The organism is Lactobacillus sp. (genome assembly GCF_014803895.1).
Genome location: NZ_JAAVAU010000032.1, coordinates 51,201 through 73,931 on the forward strand (window position 1 = coordinate 51,201; position 22,731 = coordinate 73,931).

General features: G+C 31.8%; 23 protein-coding genes and 2 pseudogenes. 2 read left to right on the forward strand and 23 right to left on the reverse strand.

Going from position 1 to position 22,731, the window contains the following annotated elements:
• Nucleotides 1-22: 22 nt before the first annotated feature.
• Nucleotides 23-938, reverse strand: a pseudogene (locus HDR40_RS09295) (PTS transporter subunit EIIC); the annotation flags it as partial.
• Nucleotides 939-967: 29 nt separating this feature from the next.
• Between HDR40_RS09295 and HDR40_RS09300 the strand changes: the two are divergent.
• On the forward strand, nt 968-1,213 hold the full coding sequence (locus HDR40_RS09300; RefSeq protein WP_290628512.1) for an SIS domain-containing protein: 246 nt from the start codon (nt 968-970) through the stop codon (nt 1,211-1,213).
• Between the two features lie 746 nt (nt 1,214-1,959).
• Here the strand turns inward: HDR40_RS09300 and HDR40_RS09960 are convergent.
• From HDR40_RS09960 to HDR40_RS09390, 20 genes and pseudogenes are all read right to left on the reverse strand, one after another.
• Nucleotides 1,960-2,181 (reverse strand): hypothetical protein, encoded by a 222-nt coding sequence (locus HDR40_RS09960; protein ID WP_365936802.1) that lies wholly within the window; start codon nt 2,179-2,181, stop codon nt 1,960-1,962.
• A 159-nt stretch (nt 2,182-2,340) separates the two neighbouring features.
• Nucleotides 2,341-2,550: a transposase gene (locus HDR40_RS09305; protein ID WP_290628513.1), complete on the reverse strand. Its 210-nt coding sequence runs from the start codon at nt 2,548-2,550 to the stop codon at nt 2,341-2,343.
• Nucleotides 2,551-2,641: 91 nt separating this feature from the next.
• Nucleotides 2,642-2,734: pseudogene (locus HDR40_RS09965) on the reverse strand (hypothetical protein); the annotation flags it as partial.
• 93 nt (nt 2,735-2,827) lie between these two features.
• Complete coding sequence (locus HDR40_RS09310; protein ID WP_290628469.1) at nt 2,828-3,166, reverse strand: hypothetical protein; 339 nt, start codon at nt 3,164-3,166, stop codon at nt 2,828-2,830.
• Nucleotides 3,167-3,557: 391 nt separating this feature from the next.
• On the reverse strand, nt 3,558-5,015 hold the full coding sequence (locus tag HDR40_RS09315) for a flippase (RefSeq protein ID WP_290628471.1): 1,458 nt from the start codon (nt 5,013-5,015) through the stop codon (nt 3,558-3,560).
• 71 nt (nt 5,016-5,086) lie between these two features.
• Nucleotides 5,087-6,166 (reverse strand): NAD-dependent epimerase/dehydratase family protein, encoded by a 1,080-nt coding sequence (locus HDR40_RS09320; RefSeq protein WP_290628473.1) that lies wholly within the window; start codon nt 6,164-6,166, stop codon nt 5,087-5,089.
• A 20-nt stretch (nt 6,167-6,186) separates the two neighbouring features.
• Nucleotides 6,187-6,648, reverse strand: a complete 462-nt coding sequence (locus tag HDR40_RS09325) for a hypothetical protein (protein ID WP_290628475.1) — start codon at nt 6,646-6,648, stop codon at nt 6,187-6,189.
• Between the two features lies 1 nt (nt 6,649).
• On the reverse strand, nt 6,650-7,588 hold the full coding sequence (locus tag HDR40_RS09330) for a glycosyltransferase domain-containing protein (RefSeq protein ID WP_290628477.1): 939 nt from the start codon (nt 7,586-7,588) through the stop codon (nt 6,650-6,652).
• A 172-nt stretch (nt 7,589-7,760) separates the two neighbouring features.
• Nucleotides 7,761-9,008 (reverse strand): nucleotide sugar dehydrogenase, encoded by a 1,248-nt coding sequence (locus HDR40_RS09335; RefSeq protein WP_290628479.1) that lies wholly within the window; start codon nt 9,006-9,008, stop codon nt 7,761-7,763.
• Nucleotides 9,009-9,012: 4 nt separating this feature from the next.
• Nucleotides 9,013-9,882, reverse strand: coding sequence for a glycosyltransferase family 2 protein (locus HDR40_RS09340; RefSeq protein ID WP_290628480.1), 870 nt, complete (start codon nt 9,880-9,882; stop codon nt 9,013-9,015).
• A gap of 20 nt (nt 9,883-9,902) precedes the next feature.
• Complete coding sequence (locus HDR40_RS09345; protein WP_290628482.1) at nt 9,903-10,955, reverse strand: EpsG family protein; 1,053 nt, start codon at nt 10,953-10,955, stop codon at nt 9,903-9,905.
• A gap of 11 nt (nt 10,956-10,966) precedes the next feature.
• A complete protein-coding gene (locus HDR40_RS09350; protein ID WP_290628484.1) occupies nt 10,967-12,106 on the reverse strand; it encodes a glycosyltransferase in 1,140 nt (379 codons plus the stop codon).
• On the reverse strand, nt 12,085-12,648 hold the full coding sequence (locus HDR40_RS09355) for a DapH/DapD/GlmU-related protein (RefSeq protein WP_290628486.1): 564 nt from the start codon (nt 12,646-12,648) through the stop codon (nt 12,085-12,087). Before HDR40_RS09355 ends, HDR40_RS09350 begins: the two co-directional genes overlap by 22 nt.
• Before the next feature lie 2 nt (nt 12,649-12,650).
• Nucleotides 12,651-13,649, reverse strand: coding sequence for a hypothetical protein (locus HDR40_RS09360; RefSeq protein ID WP_290628487.1), 999 nt, complete (start codon nt 13,647-13,649; stop codon nt 12,651-12,653).
• Entirely contained in the window at nt 13,639-14,484 is an 846-nt protein-coding gene (locus HDR40_RS09365; RefSeq protein ID WP_290628488.1) for an NAD-dependent epimerase/dehydratase family protein, read from the reverse strand. Before HDR40_RS09365 ends, HDR40_RS09360 begins: the two co-directional genes overlap by 11 nt.
• Nucleotides 14,485-14,497: 13 nt before the next feature.
• The gene (locus HDR40_RS09370; protein ID WP_290628514.1) at nt 14,498-15,148 is read right to left on the reverse strand and encodes a sugar transferase; all 651 of its coding nucleotides are present in this window, start codon (nt 15,146-15,148) and stop codon (nt 14,498-14,500) included.
• Between the two features lie 41 nt (nt 15,149-15,189).
• On the reverse strand, nt 15,190-15,960 hold the full coding sequence (locus HDR40_RS09375) for a CpsB/CapC family capsule biosynthesis tyrosine phosphatase (protein ID WP_290628489.1): 771 nt from the start codon (nt 15,958-15,960) through the stop codon (nt 15,190-15,192).
• Nucleotides 15,960-16,730, reverse strand: a complete 771-nt coding sequence (locus HDR40_RS09380) for a CpsD/CapB family tyrosine-protein kinase (protein WP_290628490.1) — start codon at nt 16,728-16,730, stop codon at nt 15,960-15,962. Before HDR40_RS09380 ends, HDR40_RS09375 begins: the two co-directional genes overlap by 1 nt.
• Before the next feature lie 14 nt (nt 16,731-16,744).
• Nucleotides 16,745-17,608 carry a Wzz/FepE/Etk N-terminal domain-containing protein gene (locus HDR40_RS09385; RefSeq protein ID WP_290628491.1) on the reverse strand — a complete coding sequence of 288 codons (864 nt, stop codon included), beginning with the start codon at nt 17,606-17,608 and terminating at the stop codon, nt 16,745-16,747.
• A complete protein-coding gene (locus HDR40_RS09390; RefSeq protein ID WP_290628492.1) occupies nt 17,608-18,639 on the reverse strand; it encodes an LCP family protein in 1,032 nt (343 codons plus the stop codon). The genes HDR40_RS09385 and HDR40_RS09390 overlap by 1 nt, the downstream gene beginning before the upstream one ends.
• Before the next feature lie 223 nt (nt 18,640-18,862).
• Between HDR40_RS09390 and HDR40_RS09395 the strand changes: the two genes are divergently transcribed.
• Nucleotides 18,863-19,516, forward strand: coding sequence for a histidine phosphatase family protein (locus HDR40_RS09395; protein WP_290628493.1), 654 nt, complete (start codon nt 18,863-18,865; stop codon nt 19,514-19,516).
• Nucleotides 19,517-19,664: 148 nt separating this feature from the next.
• Here HDR40_RS09395 and HDR40_RS09400 read toward each other — a convergent pair whose 3' ends face one another.
• The gene (locus HDR40_RS09400; RefSeq protein ID WP_290628494.1) at nt 19,665-21,479 is read right to left on the reverse strand and encodes an ABC transporter permease; all 1,815 of its coding nucleotides are present in this window, start codon (nt 21,477-21,479) and stop codon (nt 19,665-19,667) included.
• A gap of 13 nt (nt 21,480-21,492) precedes the next feature.
• Nucleotides 21,493-22,239 carry an ABC transporter ATP-binding protein gene (locus tag HDR40_RS09405; RefSeq protein ID WP_290628495.1) on the reverse strand — a complete coding sequence of 249 codons (747 nt, stop codon included), beginning with the start codon at nt 22,237-22,239 and terminating at the stop codon, nt 21,493-21,495.
• Between the last annotated feature and the right edge of the window lie 492 nt (nt 22,240-22,731).

A 22,731-nucleotide genomic window follows, 5' to 3' on the forward strand; every position in this document is an offset into this window, starting at 1 on the left:
GATATCAATTTAAATAATTATCCTACTTAGCTGCTTCCAATTCAGCAGCTTTTTCTAATTCATTCTTTTCTGCAACTCTGAAGAATGGCAAGTAAATAAATACACCAAAATAATCAACAAAGTCCAAAAGATTATATTACGCCAATCTATCGAACACATATATACTTGAGCAAAATATGGCGTAAACGATGGATCAGCAATATATCCCATTCCAATCAAATAAAATTATTCGGCTAAATAAGTTAAAATCAAATTTACAATCGGAGAAATCGAAAATGGAATACCTAAGATTGGGTTAAAACAGATTGGTACACCGAAAATTATCGGTTCATTAATACTACAAATACCTGGAATGATAGCTAACCTGCCTAGAGTACGGAATTTTTCAACTTTGCTGCGCATCATTAATAAGAGAGATCAATGCGATAGTATTAACCGAACAACCTAAAACAACGATTGTAAACATTTGTAAATTCATCAAATGAGTTGGTAGTAAGCACTTAGCAACCAAAGCCGCATTAGCGCCACTTTCAGCAATACCTACAGCGAATACTATTGGAAAAATTAGATTACTACCACTAATACCAATTAACCAGAGCAAGTTACCTAAAGTAACACTTAAGATAAATCTCCATAAATTATTTGCTAGAGCAGTAACTGGAGTTAAAATCTTTAAAAAAAGTTAGAAAATCACTGTGTGTCAAAGCAACAACAATTAAATTAGCACCATAGAATACAATAATATTAGCCAACAACGGTATGAGGGAATTAATAAATGTTGCGACCATTGGAGGAATAGAATCTGGTAATTTTAATTACCAATGTCTTATTTCAATAAAACGAGTTACTTCAACTGAAAGTAAACCAATAATAATGGCAACAAACATACCATTAGTACCCAAGTAATTTAATTCATTATACTTTTAATTCACATTTAGAAATTCTACGTAAGCATCAAGATACTTTAATTATCATTATCAGCAACTCCGGTGAAACCAAACGATTAAGTAAATTATGCAGGGGTGCTAAAGAAAATAATCACGATGTTATTTCCTTCGTAGGCAACAGCAATTCTACAATCGCTAAAAATTCTACCTTAACAATTAGCACCAATACATGCACTCCAGCTTCGTTTGATAAACATTACCCTCAGCTGTTTTTTGGTCTAACACTCATTTATTTTGAATTATTAATGAGTACTTTTATGTCCTAGTAAGCGCTTTTCTCTTGACGCTTTTTATATTAGCCGAATTCAATTAATTTATAAATACTTTTAGGTATCAAAAGAACATGTTCATTTTTTCGTGAACATGTTCTTTATGAATATGAATTATTAATTGTAGGCTTAGTCACAATAGATTGTTATCTTACGGCTAATGACAAATTAATTAAAACTTCTTATCAGAATTTTGACCATAAAGCTGCTTAGTCAGGTAGAGGATCTGCTCATTAAGTCAAGTGCATTCTTCGGCATAGTTACCTATTTCGTTGATTAATAATTTATTTTGTTCAACTAATCCAGAATTAGTTTCTAACAGGGATTGAACTAATTGTTCATTCATAATTAATTTCTCCTCATATCATATAAATGTAATAATTAATATTATCAATAGTTATATAAATTTCGTCATCACACGTTAGCCTTCAATTAGTACTGACTTTTACCGCTTATGAAGTACCGCTGAGCTCCGCAAAAAAGAAAAAGTGAATCAATCCCCTGTCTCACATATCTGTCTTACTGCAGACGATATAGACTTCGCCAAATTCAGACAGATTAATCATTTTCATGAAGCAATTTTCCCACGATATAACTCAACGTCTCGTGGTCAACTCATTTAAAGAAATTAAATTCAATTGTCAAAATTTTGATACTAAAGATTGAATCTAGATATTATGGGAACAATGTGATAAATCAAGTGCATGACAGCTGAAGACTAGAAAATACTTAAGCTGTTTATATTAATTTTTGTTTCTTGTTCTATAATCAACACTTGTAACCGTTTGATATTCAAAATCTCCAAGACTAAATTCAATAAACTTTTCGTTAAACAACACCAGATTAAAATCCGTACTATCTGTTGCCATAGTACTTCTATATTTTATTCCATCAAATTGAGTCTGAATTAGACTACTTATAAACTGAGTAGGAATATACTCTAGCCCTTGTCTATTTGATTGCACAGGCTTTTCTAAATCTTTTTATAAAGAACTTAATTAAATTACCTTAAAATTATCAGTTACTATTTATAAATAAACATTAGACAGTACATAAAATTTGTAACTCTGTCAAATAGTTTGTGTAAATAGAAATTCTTCTGTTGATTGATTTTTAATCTTTTTTTAGTCAAAGTATGATTCTAGGGTATCTTCAACCTGCTTAAAGACTTTATATGCTTGGGTGAAATGACGAACATTATATTCTGTTACCAATGTTTTAATAAAAGCATCTAAGGACTCTTCCATTGGAAATTCCGCTTTAGCGTTTACTTTACGCTTAATACCAGTATTAAAAGACTCCATTAAATTTATCGTATAAATTGATGCTCTAATGGCTTGGGGCTAGTCGTAAAAAGTTAACAGATCAGCTTTGATTATTTTAACCATATTATAATAAACAGCCTCTCAATTCTTATAAAATTCATTAATAGGGCTTATCTTTTATGATTTTCGCACCTATATTACGCATAACATGAACCCAGCAACGTTGAAAGTGAGCTTGAGGATACGTTTTAACTAAAGCATCTTTCCACCTTTCATGCTAACATCCCATCAGATAAGAAAAGTTCAACTTATTTAAAATCCATGCTGTTTGAAATTATTAAGCATTTCAGTCCACTCTCGATACTTTAAGTAGGCTCAATGTGATAACTGAAATTCTATATCGCAAATTAAAAAGGCTTGGAAATAAATCTATACAAGCTGTTAATTCATATATACCATTTTTAATTTCGTCATTGTGCTTTTTCTCTATTTCCTCATCCTTAGATTTATTCTCAGCTCTTACTTGCCAAATTACAATCAAAGTAGCTGGAATAATCGCTACACTACCACTTAATAAATTATTTAAATAATCGGCAAACGAGGAGTAAGGAATACGCAAGGGCAGCAAAAAAATTACTACTGTGAGTATTAAAATCAAAATTACTTTTCTTTTATTATTTAACATATTAGCTACTGCTCCAACTTAACTTACTATTACCATATAATTATACTCTTATTTAATATAGTAAAAATAAGCCACACCCTACGGCGTGGCTTACTTGATAATAAAAATATCAGTATTGAAAAAACGAATTAAAACTAACTTCAATACTCAAAGCACAGACGTAAAATAAATTAGGAAAGAGTAGCTTTCACGTCCAAATATTATTATACAAGAAATTAAAAATTTCTACTAATTTATGATGTCTTAATTCATAAAAGAAAAAGCCTCGAGTTAGATCCCATATCATTAAATTAAGAAATGATACAGAATCTATATCGCGGCTTTTTTACTATGAGCGTAAAAGTTTAGAAAAATTAAGAAAGGATTTAACGCTCTATATTGATTAGACTAGTTATTTTCTTAATCTGCTCTTCAACTTACCAAGAAATTCAGTTGCAACACTATTATTAAGAAATATCAAAATTGCACCATATATTCCTACAGAAAGAATCACAGACAAGATAGTTCTTAAAATCATTGAAGAAATTCCAGCTTTTAGCAGTAAACAAACAACTATTATCCCAAAACAACCAATTAAAGAATCAATTAGATTTCGTAATATTTCTTTAGAAGTCAGAATAGGCTTCACAATATCCCAAGATGAATAAATATTTAAAGACATTATCATTAATTCTGCAATGACTGTACTCAATGCGGTACCATCGTAAGACATCAACGGAATTAACAAAAAATTCAACACGACGTTTACTACACCAGTAATAACAGTATTTCGTAACGAAGCGTTTTCTCTCTTAGCAGGTATTAACACACACTGATTAAAAATAGTACTAAAATTTGAAAATATAAATGCTACAGTAATAATTTGAAGCGACAGTATAGAATCTAAATACTTCTTCCCAGCTATAACGAGAACAACTTCTTTACTCAACATTATTAGTCCAATTGCTGCTGGTGTAACTAAAACAGAAATCATATTAATAACCTGCGACAAAACATTATTATATTCCTTAAATTTCTTTTTTCCGAAAAGCATTGCTAATCTCGGAACAGTAACTACTAACAAACCACCTATTAAGCCCGCAGCAATACCATAAATTTTTACAGCAACACTGTAAATTCCTACAGCATAATCATTTTTTAATAAACCTAAAATAGTAGTATCGGACGATACATAAATAGTAGTTGCTACAGTAGAAGCGAAAATGACTAAGATAGGTTTTAAATGGTATTGCCAATTATTTTTTTTAACTAGCCTAATATTAATAAATGACTTAGCATGTATCCAATTAAGAATATTAGAGCCTACTCCAGCAAAAACTGTAATCCCTGCGTACCATACATAATCATTAGGGGTACGTACAAAGATAAAAAGTAAAATTATTGATAATATTTTGAATATAATACTACGAACAGTTATATAACTATAATCTTCATATATAGTATATATCCACTCAGTACCAACTGTAGTAAATAATATTTGTAATGAAAATACTAAAATTGTAGACACATAATTATGCAAATTTTTAAAGACTAACAAACTTGCCAACAATAAAACATATGCTACTATTGTTGAAACTATATTTATAGTGAATACTTCACTAGCGAAAGTACCTATCTTTTCTTTATTATCACGATATTTAGCACCTTCACGTACCGCATAAGTAGCAATACCCAGTCCAGCAATTAAAACAAAATAATTTACATAAGTATTAGCAAAGTTATAAATTCCCATACCGTCAACCGAAAGTACACGTGAAACGTAAGGAAATGTAATTAACGGAAATATTAAATTTAGAGCACTTCTAAGACCGTTTAATAATGCGTTAATACCTAGAGATTTTTTTTTCATCTACAACATCCTAAAATAAAAAGGTTTAAATTAATAAAAGCTTCTTTATATTTCAAAAAACAAAGATTTTATTATTTATAGTATTCTTTATACCATTCGGCAAAATTTCTTAATCCTTCTTTAATTCCAATTGAAGGTTTAAAACCATAATCTTTCTCTAAAGGTTTAGAATCAGCATAAGTTACGGGTACATCTCCGGCTTGCATAGGCACTAGTTTTTTATGACTTTCAAAATCATAATCTTTAGGTAAAACTTTAGCTCTAATTAATTCATTTTGTAGAGTATCAATATAATCAAGCAAGTTTTCAGAAGTACCTCCACCAATATTATAAATAGCATATGGTGGGATTGGCAGACCATCTTCTCCTACTTTACGTTTAGGAGCACCTTGCATTACCAAATATACTCCTTCTACAATATCATCAATATATGTAAAATCACGTTTGCAATTTCCATAATTGAAAATTTCAATATCTTTATTATCAACTAAGCGAGTAGTAGCCGAAAAATAAAACATATCTGTTCTTCCAGCAGGACCATAAACTGTAAAGAATCTTAATCCAGTTGACGGAATATTATAAAGTTTAGAGTAAGCATGAGCCATCAACTCATTTGATTTCTTAGTTGCCGCATATAATGAAACAGGATTATCAACTCTATCATCGGTACTAAAAGGAACTTTTTTATTCCCCCCATATACCGACGAAGAAGATGCATATATTAGGTGCTCTACTCCACCTTCATATTGTTCATATGAGTGTCTACATGCTTCTAAAATATTGTAAAAGCCAATCAAATTTGAATGCACGTAAGTATTTGGATGATCAATTGAATAACGTACCCCAGCTTGAGCAGCCAAATTAACCACAAATGATGGCTTATATGTTCTGAAAACAAAGTCTACAAACTCTTTATCTCCAATATCACCCTTGATAAATTTCCAATCGGAGGTAGAATTAATACTTTCAATTTCTTTTAATCTGTACTCCTTTAATGAAATAGGATTATAATCGGTTAAACAATCAATACCAATAATATGAGCATTACTTACCTCTTTACGAAGTTTTTTAGCAAGACTAGAACCAATAAATCCTGCAGCACCAGTGATCAAAATTGTTTTATTATTTAATTGTAATTTTTCTTTATTCATTATCTTTAATTTTGCCTTTTCTAGTAATATTTATCCTCTAAATTTCTTATACCTACTACCTTTGCAGGTACTCCCATTACAATTGAATTATCAGGAACATCCCTATTTACCACACTATTTGCTCCCACAATAGCATTGTCACCGACTGTAATGCCACCAACAATTTTAGCTCCCGGATATACGATTACATTATCTTTCAAATGTGGATATTTTCCCTTATTTTGTCCTAAAGTTACTTCATGATAGATAGAACAGTTATTTCCAATAACAGCTCCTTCTCCAATAGTAATATTATAAGGATGAGGTAAATACAAATTTTTACCAATTTTAGAAGTTGAATGTACTAATATATTTTTTTTTCTTATTTTAAAGTTAGAAAATTTATTAATAAAAAAGTTAGAATTATCTGAAGTTATAAACTCTACTGCTTTATTTAAGCCAAATTCAGGTACAAATAAAAATTTTATATATTTTTTTAACATTTTACTTATGCCCCACGGTTTCTAATCCTGGATATGTTATTACATTACCACCTAATGTACATAAGCTGTCTACCGAAATACCATGTTTATATAAAATATATGGTATTATTAATTGATCTCGTTTAGTACTCGTACTTAAAAATAATTTCCACCACTCATTCATTATGTCTTTCATAATACTTGAAGAGTGATCACGTGCAATTACACTACATTGCAATAGGCCATAATTTGCTGGCATTCCTTCCCTTTTTAAAAAATTAATCCATTTTTCTGCAACAGATTTATTAATCTTACCAAACACAACACAAGCTGTAACTTCTTTATATACTGAAGCTCTATCCGCATGTTTAAAAAAAGCCATACCATATTTAGGCGAGATCCTATTTATAAATTCCGTGGCGTCAGTTGATAATTTTATATTTCCGTCTATATATACTGAATATTTATAATTTGGAAACAATATATGTGGCATCATTTTAAAATATCTATTAATTTCAGCCGAAGTCCAGTTATTATTTAAATTAAAATCTTTAGGATTAATTCTAGACCATATAGAAGTTGAAGGAATTTCAAAATCTGTCACTGCATAAAAATCACAATTATCAGGTACAAATGTTGGTTCTATCAACGTATCATAGTTTCCAGTTATACATGTATAAATTACTACTCTCTCTCCAGAAAAATAGTTTATATTTTTTTTAACTATAGATGAGTTATTACCATTCACATATTGTAATTCTTTTTGTTTAATTTTATTGCCATTAAAAATATTTTGTAAATGATTAATCACATTAGTCTTAGAATTTAATCTTTTTAATTTTGCTTCTATACTAGAATTTAATTTACTATTTTTTATCCTATTTTCATTTGCCACCTTCTTTACCGCATCTATCAACTCTACATAATTTTTTTTAATATTTTGATCATTGACATTATACATAAAAATTCTCTCTTTACGTAAATACAAAATTATTATCAATTACTTAAAGTAAGCATATAATATAAGTGTATTTTTATAAATTAAATATAGTTTTAACTATTTAAAAACTTATACTATTTCGTTCAAACAAAAACGGGTTTTCTAAACTGAAAGCCCATTTTTACCATACTAATTAATCTTTTCTAAAAATGTCTCTTGTATAAACTTTACCTTTTATGTCATCAAGAACATCACTGTAGCGATTAGCAATAATTGCATCAGATTGCTTCTTGAATTCATCTAAATTATTAACTACTTTACTCCCAAAGAAAGTTGAGCCATCTTCCAAAGTTGGTTCATATATAATTATGTCAGCACCTTTAGCTTTAACACGTTTCATAACGCCTTGAACTGAACTTTGACGGAAGTTATCACTATTAGATTTCATAGTTAATCTATATACTCCAACAGTAACTTTCTTTTCCTTAGATGCATCGTATTGATTATTATCATCATAATCATAGTAACCAGCTTTACGAAGTACTTGATCACCAATAAAGTCTTTACGAGTGTCATTAGACTTAACAATTGCTTCAATTAGGTTTTCTGGAACATCTTTATAATTAGCCAAAAGCTGTTTTGTATCCTTAGGTAAGCAGTAACCACCATAACCAAATGAAGGATTATTGTAATGAGTACCAATACGTGGGTCAAGACCAACACCATCAATTATTTCCTGGGTATTAAGTCCCTTCAATTCAGCATAAGTATCAAGTTCATTAAAGTAACTTACACGAAGTGCTAAATAAGTATTGGCAAACAACTTAACCGCTTCAGCTTCAGTAAAGCCCATAATTAAAGTCTTAATATCTTTATCTTCAGCACCTTCTTGTAACAAATGAGCAAAAGTATGGGCCGCATCAACTAATTTTTCATCGGCTAAATCAGTACCAACAACGATACGAGATGGATGCAAGTTATCATATAAAGCATGACCTTCACGTAAAAATTCAGGACTAAAGATAATATTCTTAGTATTAAACTTCTCACGAATATGCTTAGTGTAACCAACCGGAATAGTCGACTTAATAATCATAATGGCATTAGGATTATTTTCCATAACTAATTTAATCACTGCTTCAACAGCTGAAGTATCAAAAAAATTCTTTTCACTATCATAATTAGTAGGAGTCGCAATAACTACAAAATCTGCATCCTTATAAGCACTAGCTCCATCAGTGGTAGCTGTGAGATTTAAGTCTTTATTTGCCAAAAAGTCTTCAATTTCTTTATCAACAATCGGAGATTTATGATTATTAATTAATTCAACTTTTTCAGGCACAATATCTACGGCTGTTACTTCATTATGTTGTGATAATAAAGTAGCTAAACTCAAACCTACGTACCCTGTACCTGCTACTGCTATTTTTAATTCACTCATAACATTACATCTTCCTTTCTATCATCATTGATTTTAACTTAGTAAAACTATCTAAACTCCAATGATAATAAAACTTTCTTTTTTTACGTCCTAAGCCATATTCCTTATCAGTTGAAGCATTTCCTTTATGGAAAACTATAAGATCATTAAAATACTGAAATTTCATATCATTACTGTATACTATATATTTTAAGAAATCTTCTTCTCCATACATGAAAGTTTGAGGAGATAATCCATTAAATTTATCAATATAATTATCGGAAAAAATTAAGCAAGCTCCATGTAATTTGAAATCATCCATATTTTCTTTAATTTTTCTAACCTTTGATCCTTTGATTATAGGAACTAATTTCTTCATAAATAAATTATCAAGGTTAAGATACCACAGTAAAGACAAAAATCTAAATTTTAAAATTACCTTTTCTACTTCCTCTGGAGTATTGTATGTAGTAAATATAGGATTTTGATTTTCTTTACCACTATTAGTCAGTATCTTAGGACCTGCTACATCAAATCCATTTTTATAATGTGTTAACAAAACATCTATAAAATCTTTTTGTTCAAACCAAGTATCATTATTTGTTAAAACTATAATATTAGCATTTAATTTAGTTTTAGCATATTTAAAACCTAAATTATTTCCACGTGAAAATCCTAAATTTTTTTTAGAGATTATATAATGAATCTGTGAATTTTTATTTTGCTTTTTTAATTTATCCAAAGTATTCACAGTAGATCCATTATCTACTATAACTACATGTACATTTGAATTACTTAAGTATTTTTTCAATGATGCAACACATTTTTCAGTTTCCTTTAAATTGTTATAGTGTAGAACTACAAATACTATATTACATTTGCTTAAACTCTTCACAAAAATCCTCTTCCTAAAATTTAATTAAAAAATGAGGGAACCACTAATGGTGATAAATAATTAATCAACACACCAAAGCCAAATAAAGCCATCATCATTCCCAATAATTGAGACTTTATTCTAACATTACCTACCACGGCATCTTGTTTTCTTTTTAAAACTACAGTTAATAACATGTAGAATAGCAACCAAGAGGCTCTTTGAACACGTAAAAATTCCGGAGACACAATTCCCATTGGTATCAGAACCAACATTAGTAAATTAATAGTTACACAAAACTTACTAAACATTTTTTCTTTTTCTGAAAAAATACTTGAATTAACAATTTCATTATTTATAGAATAAGTTATAAAATAAAAAACAATAACCATTAAATCTAATAATAGTAATGTACCCAAACTTGTAGTAGATTCAAAATAAAATTGTTGTCTAGTACTTGCAAACATCGATATAAATTTTTGAAGAGGCGACTTCAAAAATACCAATAAAATTGTACCTATAAAAATACCGACAGAAAATACCTTTTGCCTTTTTTCTATAAATGGGACAAAGACAAAAAGATAATAAAAAGCTGCCGAACTATGGATTGGGACTGCTAAAGTTATTAACAATACATATATGATAATGCTCCACCATTTTCGTTGAAACAAAAATATAAGTGCAAAAATAAAAATTCCCAATGTTACAAAAAATCTAACTTGAATAATATCTAAGAGCGCTGGATAAAATAGATACAGCCCCCATATTAAATTATAATTCTTTCCAAGAAAATATCGCACAGCTATAAAAATAAGCAGAAGAGATATAAATACTAAAAAAGTTTTAAATTGAGGATAGTCCCATCCCTTGTTTCTTCCCCAATCATTTAACATATACCAACCTTTACCCATACCAAAAAGTTGATTAGGATTAATATGTTGGTATACATACTGATAATTAGCGAAATCAGGAACATCAGTTGAAACAAAAGTTAAATATGATAAAAAAATCAATACTAATATTCCAATAAAATTAAACCTGGGAGTAGAAATAGTTATACCTAAAATTATTAAAAAAGCGTAAATATACAGCATACATAATTCCTTTACTTAAATTTATTTTTATCATTACTTTTAGTAATTATATTGAATAACTTTTCCCATCCATCAGCATAAATAAAATCATGCAGATTTTTTCTTACATTTACCTTATTATCAAAAGTATTATTTACAATAGCTCTTTTCATAAGTTCAGATAATTTTACAGAATCACTTGCCTCAACAAAAGCAACATTTTTATAATTTCCAACAGTTTCATGCGCATAAGGTAAATCTACAGTCAGAATAGCTTTCCCCGTTTGCATAAACTCAGTTAATGGCATTCCCCAAGTTTCTAACTTAGAAGTAAAGATTAAGCAATCTGCTTTCTCGTATTCTCTTATTAAATCTTCTCTCGAAAGTAAACCAATAAATTTTATAACTGGAATACTAGAATATTTTTTAAAAAGATATTTAGAATAATTATTTTCTTTTCCATCCAAAGTAATAAGTAATTGAAAATTATTAGTTCCCCTATTATATAGATCTTTTGCCGCTTCACACGCCAATTCAAAATTTTTAAATATTCTAGGATAAGAAGGAAAAATAAAAGTATACGTACTATTTTTTTGTATAGAAGGTAATATTCTAAATGTTTCTATATCTGGACGAGCGATTATTACATTTTTAATCTTATACATTTGCTTAAACGCCTCACCCATCCATTGTTGTTGAACAATTACAGCATTATTTTTTTTTATATTTATTTTATATAGATATTTATAAAATTTAGAAAACAGATAATATTTCCATCCATATTTTATATCCTTAATAGACATACTATAGAATGGACTTGGATTATGACAATATACATATCTTCTTTCCGCTATAACATTCGGAGTAGTATCATGCATTGATAACCATACATAGGGTTTAAGTTTTTTAGATAATTTTTTGAAGTAAATATATTCATAATATATTCTATTAAGCCAATGTTTTTTAGATTTTGGAAATTCTATTAGTGTCAATTTGCCTATGTACTTCTTAAAAAGCTCTTTACGTGATACAAGAACAACAATATTATACTTTTTATTTTTATCATCTGATACTATAGTATCTAATAAATCATCAAAAACTGATTTAGCGCCACCATCAACTATATTGATGCCTGAAATAACTACCGTTTTTAATTTTCTATCTTTTTCCATTTGTTAGTTTCCAAATCATATTTTTTTATAATTTTACCCGGAACTCCTACTATCATACTATTTTCAGGGTAATTTCCTTTTACAACCGCATTAGCACCTACTATACAATTATCACCTAATATTGTGCCTGGTAAAATAACTGCCCCATAACCTATAAAACAATTTCTACCTATTTTTGTTTTATGTTTATGTAAATTTTGCTTTAAAGCTGACACATTAATACTTTCATTGCCATGATCCACATTTGAGATAAAAACATTACCAGAAATAGTTGTGCCATCACCAATATCTAGCCTGTCCCTATATGATACTATATGGAGATTTTGTCCTACTGATATATCATTGCCAAAATTAATAATTGACTCTTTATCTGGAGCCTCAACACGCAGTCCTGGATATATCCTTACTCTATTACCAATAAACAAACTCTTTTTTCTTTCGATAAATAAGGGCTTTCCTAAATACGATTTTTTACCAACTTTACCATAAAACAATTTAGTAACTTGTAATCTAGAAAACCACCACATTTTTTTTAAATTCATTATTAATCCCTCAACAATACATGTAACCAATTATCTAATGAGTATTTATGATAAATATCTTTATCCAGTTCCTTATAAGGCTCTTTAAAAAATGTCGAGTTAAAATCAAACCTACCATCATATACATATATATTTTGAGGATTATAAAAATCATAATTTTTTATATCAGAATTAGTAGTTATAAGCTTTTTTTTAGATCCTAAAGTTTCAATAACTCTAATCGTTAATCCCGTTTGCCCAGATTGTGGGGAATCTAAAACTATTTTTGATTCAGACATTAATTTATTTATCTTATTATCATTTAAAGGCTGAAAATGAAATTCCTTCATCTTTGCATGTCTTAATTCAATATTAAAGCACTTTCTATACCAATACACTAAACGAGATGGGAAAAAATAATAAATGTATTGATTTTTATAAACTTTAGACAATTGGGCTGTCATTTTTTTTATAAAATAATATTTTTTAGGATGAGCGGTTCCTACAAAAAATGTGTCATATTTTATAGGAGAATTACTTTCAGCAATTTTTTTATATTGATCACTATAAAAAAGCGGTAAAAAAGTTAGTTGCTCATAATTTTTAGCGTCTTCTCTATCAAAAGTATATAATCTATCAAAATACTTATGCATACGAGCAATATATGGAAAGTTACTCATAGAATCCCACTGATAAAGAATAAATGTCGCTTCTTTGTGTTTTTTTCGCAATATCTTTATCATACTCTCATCAAAAGATAGTGACTGCCCTGAAATAAGAAGAACATATTTATATTGATTATCATTGGTTAGTTGCAATACTTTTTTGAAATAATTTTTTATATACTTTTTTATTAAATTTTTATTAAATCTTACTGCGGCTTTCACCCAGGGATTAGTACTTGGCCTATCATCAAATACATCAACTTCATATCCTTTATTTTTCAAAGAACGCGATATAATTGTTGGATAATTAAAAAAGTTAGGCATTATTAATAGAATACGTTTTTTGTTATTCATCATCTTTATTTTTAAAATTATGTACTATATCTAATAGTTTACTATTATCTCCCCACACAGCTTTCGAATCGTATGGTCTATCTGGATATACACCATATTCCAAACTTATATCAAAATTATTATCATTTATAAATTGTTCCACTCTTGTAGCAAGCTTCTCAGGTCTTCCTGAACAAATATTTATTATTCCATTAATTTTATCCTGTTCAACCACCAAAGCAGCATATTTACAAAAAGTATCATAATTTAAAAAATCATACTGATTTTGACCAGTAGTAAATGGAAACGTAGATTTATTTTCATAAGCTGCTTCAGCAATTTTAGAAAAAATTGAAGCTCCTTTTCTGGTATTCCCTACGATGTAATATCCTCTTAGCCACTGCCATTTCGTATTAGTTCCTTTAGTCAATAATTCTAAAGACTCACGCAACGCATTTTTACTAATACCATATAAACTCATAGGATTGCATGGGGTTTGTTCATCTATACTACCTTCATAAAAACCAATTTCATGCATACTTCCCATTACACTAATCTTTTTAATATTTGCTTGAATCATCTTTTTAAAAAATTCATAATGCTTTGGCAAATCATTTAAATGTGCAGAAGAATTATGCACAAAACCATCTCTCCATGCCAAGTGTAATAAAGCATCTGGTTCACCAAAATAGTTAAATGGATTATCTATACTGAATAAATCAACTGAAACTTTTTCAGCGCGATCATCTACATCTTGAGTATTAAATCCTGTAGCTATAACCTCATTTCCATCATCCAATAATTGCTTTACAATACCCTTACCTAAATATCCATCTGCTCCGGTTACTAGTATTTTCATTTTTTCTCCTTTATTAATATGCTCCATTAGGATGAATCATGACACCAATAGTTCTAAAAATAAGACCTAAATCATATAAAAAACTACTATGATTAATATATTCAATATCCAATTCAACCATTTCATCAAAATCTGCATCATTACGACTAGTTACTTGCCAAAGACCAGTGCAACCTGGTTTGACAGTTAACCGTAATTTATCATAATCACTATATTCTTCCACTTCAGAAGGTAGTGGTGGACGTGGTCCAACCAATGTCATATCCCCAATTAAAACATTCCATAATTGGGGTAATTCATCAAGACTGTATTTACGAATGGTATGACCTATCTTAGTAATTCTCGGATCATTTTTCATCTTAAACATAGCACCATTGATTTCATTTTGAGCTTCAAGTTCATCAAGCATTTGGTCTGCATTTACCACCATTGATCGAAATTTCCACATCTTGAATGGTTTCTCATTTTTTCCAATTCTTGTTTGAGAATATAGAACAGGGCCACCATCTTCTTTGTGTATTTTATAAGCTAAATAAACAAAAAGAGGAGAAAGCAAAATTAACGCTACTCCACTAGCACAAATATCCAATAATCGTTTAAAAAAACGATACCCATATCGCCCCTTAACTTTAGCCGGGTTTAACTTTACTTTCTCCATTTCCATAAGCATAGACTGCTTTATTTCCCCCTTTATGTCTTACTTAGCTAAAATATCCAAAAACGCTTTTTCTTCTTAAGTGGTTGCCAATTTAATTGTACGTTATCTCCATTGATGAAGTTACGTGCATTTTGTTTAAATTGATCAGCCATTTCTTTACCACTTTGCTTAGCCAGCTTATTATAGGCATCAGTCATCCGACTTTCGCGCTTAGCTAAACTATGGGCATCTGAAGCAAAAGTTGCTACTTGCCCTGCATCAATTAACCGCTCACTAAGTTGTTCAATTTCTTTACCAAACACACCCACGTAAGAACTTGCAGTCACTTGTGTTAAACATCCTTGTTCTAAAAATTGCTGCAACACCTGCGGATTATGCAAAATCTTATTATTACGTTCCGGATGCACAATAATTGGCGTAATACCTTCGCCTAATAACCTAAAGGTCATATCTTTAGCATACATTGGCACATCCTCACTTGGAAACTCCAACAGCATATATGTACCCTCTTCATCACAGAACAAGATATCATCATTTTCTAAAGCTTCAGGAATATCTGCACTTAATCGTACTTCCTGACTTGGAAATACCGTTAAATCAATCTTATTTTCTTCTAAAACTTTCTGAAATTTTTCAGTTTCTTCGATTACATCTTGCTTGTGGTTAGTATACTTACCATTCAAGTGGTGTGGTGTCATCAATGCATGAGTAATGCCATCAGCAACTGCAGCTTGTGCAAGTTTTAACGATGTCTCTAAATCGGGTGATCCATCATCAATACCTGGTAAAATATGACTATGAATATCAACTAAGACCATTATTTATTAGCCTTTTTGCTATCAGCTCGTTCATAACCATAGCCGTAACCATATCCATAACCGTAGCCGTAACCATATCCATCCGCACCAGTACGAACATCATTCATTACGTAACCTAATATATGTGTCTTAGTTAATTCAAGCATTTCAACAGCACGCCGAATAGCTGCTTTTTGAGTAACATTTTGACGTACAACTAAGACAACACCGTCCATTTCACCCGCTAACACCTGAGTATCAGAAATTTCAAGAATTGGTGCCATATCAACAACTACCATATCGTAGTGAGCTGATACCTTGTCTAAAAAGTCCTTCATTCTTTTAGAACCAAGTAATTCTGATGGATTAGGTGGAATGGGACCAGAAGACAAGACAGATAAATTATCTACTCCCCCAGACTTAACCACATCTTTCATATCAATTTCATTAGCCTTAGAAGTTAAGATAGTAGTTAGACCAACTTTATTAGAAACTTCAAAAGTTTGATGAAGTGTAGGTCTGTGCAAATCGGCATCAATTAATAATACTTTCTTACCAGCTTGTGCCATCGTTACCGCAACGTTAGCGGTAATAGTTGACTTACCTTCTGAAATATTAGCAGAAGTAAAGGCAAGCTTTTTAACTTGCTTATCAACACTCATAAAATCAATATTAGTTCTAATAGTCCTAAACTGTTCTGCGATTGGACCTTTTGGTTTAGCAACGGTGATCAACTTAGCACCGTGTTCCATGGTTTCATTAGTACCACGCTTGCGTCTAAATAATGCCATTTGTCAGTGCCTCCTTAAACACGTCTACGTTTCTTATCTTTATCTTCATCCTTCTTAATTTTGAAGTTATTAGATAAATGGAAGTGGGTAACAGTCCCTAAGTTAGTTAAGCCTAATTCGTTAGTCATAAAGTCATCCGTTCTAACAGTGGTATTAGTTGCATCACGAACAATAATAATCGCAAAGGCAATGATAAGACCAAGAACTAAACCTGCCGCAGTAAACAAGATAACTTTAGGTGAACTCTTAACCCCATTTGTAGCATCTGAAACAATAGTAACATTATTAACATTCATGATACTTGGAATTTTTTTCTTAAAAGTCTTAGCAACAGCATTTGCAATCGCTTTAGCCTTTTCAGGAGTATTAGCAGTAGCACTTAAAGTAAACACTTGAGAATTTGTTTGAGTAGCTATAGAAACACTACTTTGCATTTGTTTTGCAGATACTGTATAACTCTTTCCATCGCGCTCAATTACTGCCGGACGGGCCTTGCTTACTAATTGACGATTACCATTAGCATCTTTCTTATATACTGCAGCACGAGCCTTACGGACAACAGTTACCGGATTAGCCAAGTACTTAGAAGCGTCCTTTAAAATAACTGGACTGGTAATGATGTCCTTATAAGTATTAATCATTTGAACATCAGCTTGTTGAGTATTATATAAAGAATTAATATCAGTCTTATCCTTTTTCTGATTAACTAAAATTTGTGTACTCGAAGTATACTTCGGCGGAATTACAAAGGCAGCTAAGGCATAACCAATAATCCCTAATCCTACTGTCCAAAGTATAATACGCCAAATATTCTGCTTAACTAACTGCCATAAGTGGCGCAAATCTATTGTATTATTTTGCGTTGACTTTTCCTTCATTAATATTCTCCATCATCCATTACGTTGATTTTGTTCAATTCAAGTGATTGGCGAATTTCATCTGAAATACGCTGACGTTCCTTTTTACCGATTACTTCAACTTCCATTTGACCATACTTTTGGTTATTAATCATCTTACTTACACCTTGAGCGTGATCAGTTTGTTGATTTTCAGTAGCAGCCCGGTAATCAACCCCAATATGATACATCTGACTCATAGTCAAGTCAGTTTGCATTTCATCTGAAATTGACTTAAGGAACTTTTGATTAAGCAAGGTCTTAACTGAGATAGATTTCTTCAGTAGTCCTACAATAATACGGCGGTCACGATCTTGACGACCATAGTCATAATTAGGATCACCATGTCTCAATTGGGCAAATGCCAAAGCCTCTTTACCCATCATATGATAAGTCTTACCCTTAACAAAGCTATAACCTTGGTTAGTGAAAGTCAATGGAGAAGTTACTGTTACTCCTCCAACTTGATTAATAGCCTTCTCTAAACCACCCATATTGATTAAGATATAACCATCAATTGGGACACTGTAGTACTTGTCCAAAGTTTTAATTGTTTCACTTACCCCACCGAGGTTATAAGCTGAGTTAATCTTAATTGGTGATACATTTGGATAATCTGGCAAACTAGCCTTCATATCACGCGGAATCGAAATGACCTTAGTAGTCTTCTTCTTAGGGTTAATTGACAACATCATAATTGTATCAGTTCTACCCTTCCAAGTACGATTCATCGCACCCGTATCAGTTCCAAGTAATAAGATATTAATTGGCTTCTTCTCGGCTAAGAGTTTATCTAAGCTGCGGCCTTTATTACTCTTGGTACTTTTAGTAACCGGTGTGTACATATTATCAGCTGCACTACGTAAATTCTTATAAGCATAGCCAGCAAATAAAGCTACAGCTACAACAACTAATCCAATTACAAGCCAAAACCACCGCCAAAACTTCTTGTGGTGATGTTTGTGATGATGGCGATGTTTCCTATGTTGTGTATTATTTTTATCTTTATCCATCTTAACTCTCTTCCAAGTAAAATTTCCGCAAAAGTCGCTACCTACAAGTTTACACCGTTACGACACATTTTTCAGTAACTTTTTTATTACAGGACTTGTCAGATTGTGAATTCATTTGAACAAGATCTTTATATTATAATGAAGTAAACGGATTTTTGCTTGTGCAAATTTTTGTGCATTATTTTTGCTTTTTAGCTATTTTAATGTTAAGGAGAACATCAAAATGAAAAAAATTTATGTTGTCCGCCACGGACAAACTATTATTAATCGCTACGATAAGATGCAGGGCTGGTGCGATACGCCTTTGACCGAAGTTGGTATTGAGGGAGCTAAAGAAGCTGGTCGTCAACTAGCAACTATTCCATTTGATATTGCAATTTCTAGTGATATGAAACGCGCAAGTGATACTTGCGAATATATTATCGCCCAGAATTGCAATCGCAACGAGCTCCAACATATTGCAACGCCCTTCTTCCGCGAACAATTCTATGGCTTCTTCGAGGGAATGAATTCTGACGAAGCTTGGCGAATGGTCGGCGGACCTCATGGCTATCCAACACGTGATTCATTATTCAGCCATGTTGATATTGACACCGCCAAGAATTACCTTAAAGAAGCTGATCCTTACCACGAAGCCGAAGATGCTGAAGAATACTGGCACCGTCTTAATCAAGGTTTCGACATGATCAATCAAATGGATGGAGCTGAAAATATTCTTCTTGTCACTCATGGTTTTACCATTCGTAGTATGGTATCCAAATTTGCTCCTGGTAAGTACGATTTACGCCACGGACCACAGAATGCATCTATCTCTATCTTTGAGATGAACGATAATGGTAATTTAAATATTAAATCTTATAATAAGATGTCTTTGTAATTTATCATATTATTTTACTTTTGTATCAATTTCTGCCTATTTGCACCAAAAATGAGAGAATTTAATTATTTAAAATACTAGAATAAAAAATAGATAATAAAAAAAGGGAAGATTCAATCATTGAATCTTCCTTTTAATTTAATCTCTATTATTTTCCTCTCTTCAACACAATCCCTTGATAGAGAAGCACTGTGATCACATAGTAACCCACATATAGAACACCAAACATAGTAAATGGAAGCCAAATACCATTATATGGATCTGGCAACAAGGTCTTGAAGAACTGTAAACCGGACAAGACATCACTAATTCCAAGAACTGCTGGAAGTACAAACAATACGCCAATTTCTTTGGCAATAGAAGTCTTCAACATCCCTTCACGAGTTCCCATCTTCCAAAGCATCTTATAACGTGGCTTATCACTATTTGCGCCACTGAGCACTTTAAACATCAATGTTGAAGCAAGCATCGCTAAGAAGGCAATCCCCAAGAAGAATCCCATGAATTCAAAACCAGCTGCTAGACCATTAATCAAGCTATACTGGCGTGTTTTTACATATGTCTTCAAAATTTCATAATTTGGCTTATCAGGTAACCCAGCCTGCTGCAGCTTTTCAATATTTTCGAAGTTCTGCTTAAAATTATTTACTAACAGCAGGGTTACATGATAGCTCTTTGCCTTAATTTGATCATATTCCCGCTGAGACACGGCACTTACACCACCATCAGCAATCGGTAGCAAGTTAGCCAATCCAGTGTAACTAGTGTTATCAGTTGCCTTCTTATTCTTTACCTCATCAGGTTTAATTGTCACTGTGTAATAATCAGCCTGACCATTTTTCATCTTATAGGCCTGAGCTTTTAACTTGCGCTGAGCAAGCTCTTGTTCAGAGACATAAATTTTACCTTTAACTTCTTTATAGTCTAAGCTAGTCTGCTTGCGCACACTGACTTTCTTAAGCTGCTTTCTAACAGCAGGGGTATCTTGATAGAGTTGCACATCATAATAGGTAGATTGTAATGAAACATCAGCCAAGTGGGTAAAGTTCAAACCAACTGTGATAGCACCAAGAGCTAGAGCAAATAATAAGGAAACAACTGTTAAAATCTTAGTGTAATCACCTAAGCGGAACTTAAGTTGACCTAATGTAAATGAATTGAGCTTCTTATATTTGAAGGCTTTATTTTTTCTTAAAAGATTAATTACGCTGGTAAAGAATGAGTCAAAGATAAAGAAAGTCCCAATCACGATAGTGAAGAAGGCAATCCAGAGGGAATTCAACTGCAACTTCATAGCCTGTGTCATCGCCCAGTAACCAAATGCAATTAATATTACCCCGGTAATAGCTTCAAAGGTCTTGAGCACTGGATGGTGGCGGAGCTTGATAGGCTTCTGGTCTTCATGGAGGAGATCAATTACCTTAGACTTCACTAATCTATGACGATTCCACAAAGCAGCTAAAAAGAAAATTGCTGCAAAAAAGACAATCGTCCAAATCAACGCTGGTAAGTAGAAACCAATGAACTTATGAAGTTGCAAGCCCAACTGACTCACTAACACCCCTGAGACCCATTGTGCTAGACCGATACCAATTATAATACCGAGAAACGTTGCTAGGAGACCAACTAACAATGTTTCAATAAAGATTAACCTTCCTATTTTACTAGTCCGCGCACCGAGCATCATGTACATCCCGTAGTCCTTTTTACGCATACTAAGCAAGAAACTATTAGCATAAACAATGTAGACGAAGGTTATCAAAGATAGTAAGACAATTCCTAGACCAAATGCCAAAGTGATTGTCTGCCCAGCAATTGGCAGACTATTATTAAGGAAAGAAGTGTTGGTTGCCAGAGTCATAAACATGTAGAAAATAGCACTAGCAAGTGTCAATCCTGAAAATAAAATCATGTAATCTTTAAACCGGCTCTTAATACCGGTCATGGATAATTTCCACAGCATAGGAAGCTCCTTTCTAGCGACGACCAAGTTCAGCAATAATCTCTTGGTAAAATTCCTCACGACTCTTGCCTGCGCGTCTTAGTTCCTTGCCAATCTTACCATCCTTGATGAAAAGAATGCGTCCAGCATAGGAAGCTGAAAATGGATCGTGAGTCACCATCAAGATGGACACTTTATCATGTGTATTCAAATCTTTCATAGTCTCCAGCAATTCAGTCGCACTCTTAGAATCCAATGCACCAGTTGGTTCATCTCCATAAAGGATTGCTGGATTATGCACGAGTGCACGCGCAGAAGCTACACGCTGCTTTTGGCCACCAGAGATTTCTGCAGGATATTTTTCTAAGATACCTTCAATGCCAAGGCGCTTAGCAATTAAGTTGACCTTCCCATCGATTTGGCTAGCCTTCACGTTTTGAAGAGAGAGAGGAAGTGCGATATTCTCACGGTTGGTGAGGTTTTCTAATAAATTGAAATCTTGGAAGATGAAGCCAATCTCCTGTCCACGGAAATCAGCCATCTCGTTCTTTTTAAGCGTCGTAATGTCGCGACCATTAATCGTTACTGTACCGCTAGTTGGTTGATCGAGCGTTGACAGAATATTGAGGAGAGTCGTCTTACCTGAACCAGATGCACCCATGATACCAACAAATTCACCACGCTCAACATCGAAGCTGATACCCTTGAGGGCTTGGTATTGCTTCTCGCCCTTCTTGCCATAAGTCTTGGTAATATTATTAACTTTCACAACGTCAGCCATAATTAATCCTCTTTTCGTATTAGTGTATTACTTAACTGTTACACTAATAATACTAAGAGTATTTTATTTTGTCAAAGGAATTTTTTGAGAGAAAAAATACCAAGCAACAATGGCTTGGTATTTGGTAAATAAAATAATTATGCACTTCTTCATGACTAACCACACCCCTCACTAACTTAGAATTGCCGAGGTGATGATTTATATCAATTTGGAATACTTTTGACTGTAGCTGTAATTATTGTAGCTTTAGGACACTTTATTCTTAATTGTGCTAAAGCATATGCAATAATAAAAAAAGCTAATCGTAAGAAATAACGATTAGCTCACCCTAGTCATATAAGAATTGCACTCGGGATTACCAACTAGCACTTGGTAGTCCCTTTTCTTTTATAATTATAGAATCTTAGAATTTAAATCTCAAGTAAAAATAGACACTACTTTTTAATACTAGTAGTATCTATTTTTCGTCCATTTTTGTATAGTTTGACCTCA

Excerpts from the sequence above, each read along its gene's own strand:
- HDR40_RS09310 (WP_290628469.1), bottom strand. The coding sequence starts at position 3,166 with ATGTTAAATAATAAAAGAAAAGTAATTTTGATTTTAATACTCACAGTA.
- HDR40_RS09315 (WP_290628471.1), bottom strand. The coding sequence starts at position 5,015 with ATGAAAAAAAAATCTCTAGGTATTAACGCATTATTAAACGGTCTTAGA.
- HDR40_RS09320 (WP_290628473.1), bottom strand. The coding sequence starts at position 6,166 with ATGAATAAAGAAAAATTACAATTAAATAATAAAACAATTTTGATCACT.
- HDR40_RS09325 (WP_290628475.1), bottom strand. The coding sequence starts at position 6,648 with ATGTTAAAAAAATATATAAAATTTTTATTTGTACCTGAATTTGGCTTA.
- HDR40_RS09330 (WP_290628477.1), bottom strand. The coding sequence starts at position 7,588 with ATGTATAATGTCAATGATCAAAATATTAAAAAAAATTATGTAGAGTTG.
- HDR40_RS09335 (WP_290628479.1), bottom strand. The coding sequence starts at position 9,008 with ATGAGTGAATTAAAAATAGCAGTAGCAGGTACAGGGTACGTAGGTTTG.
- HDR40_RS09345 (WP_290628482.1), bottom strand. The coding sequence starts at position 10,955 with ATGCTGTATATTTACGCTTTTTTAATAATTTTAGGTATAACTATTTCT.
- HDR40_RS09350 (WP_290628484.1), bottom strand. The coding sequence starts at position 12,106 with ATGGAAAAAGATAGAAAATTAAAAACGGTAGTTATTTCAGGCATCAAT.
- HDR40_RS09355 (WP_290628486.1), bottom strand. The coding sequence starts at position 12,648 with ATGAATTTAAAAAAAATGTGGTGGTTTTCTAGATTACAAGTTACTAAA.
- HDR40_RS09360 (WP_290628487.1), bottom strand. The coding sequence starts at position 13,649 with ATGATGAATAACAAAAAACGTATTCTATTAATAATGCCTAACTTTTTT.
- HDR40_RS09365 (WP_290628488.1), bottom strand. The coding sequence starts at position 14,484 with ATGAAAATACTAGTAACCGGAGCAGATGGATATTTAGGTAAGGGTATT.
- HDR40_RS09370 (WP_290628514.1), bottom strand. The coding sequence starts at position 15,148 with ATGGAAATGGAGAAAGTAAAGTTAAACCCGGCTAAAGTTAAGGGGCGA.
- HDR40_RS09375 (WP_290628489.1), bottom strand. The coding sequence starts at position 15,960 with ATGGTCTTAGTTGATATTCATAGTCATATTTTACCAGGTATTGATGAT.
- HDR40_RS09380 (WP_290628490.1), bottom strand. The coding sequence starts at position 16,730 with ATGGCATTATTTAGACGCAAGCGTGGTACTAATGAAACCATGGAACAC.
- HDR40_RS09385 (WP_290628491.1), bottom strand. The coding sequence starts at position 17,608 with ATGAAGGAAAAGTCAACGCAAAATAATACAATAGATTTGCGCCACTTA.
- HDR40_RS09390 (WP_290628492.1), bottom strand. The coding sequence starts at position 18,639 with ATGGATAAAGATAAAAATAATACACAACATAGGAAACATCGCCATCAT.
- HDR40_RS09395 (WP_290628493.1), top strand. The coding sequence starts at position 18,863 with ATGAAAAAAATTTATGTTGTCCGCCACGGACAAACTATTATTAATCGC.
- HDR40_RS09400 (WP_290628494.1), bottom strand. The coding sequence starts at position 21,479 with ATGCTGTGGAAATTATCCATGACCGGTATTAAGAGCCGGTTTAAAGAT.
- HDR40_RS09405 (WP_290628495.1), bottom strand. The coding sequence starts at position 22,239 with ATGGCTGACGTTGTGAAAGTTAATAATATTACCAAGACTTATGGCAAG.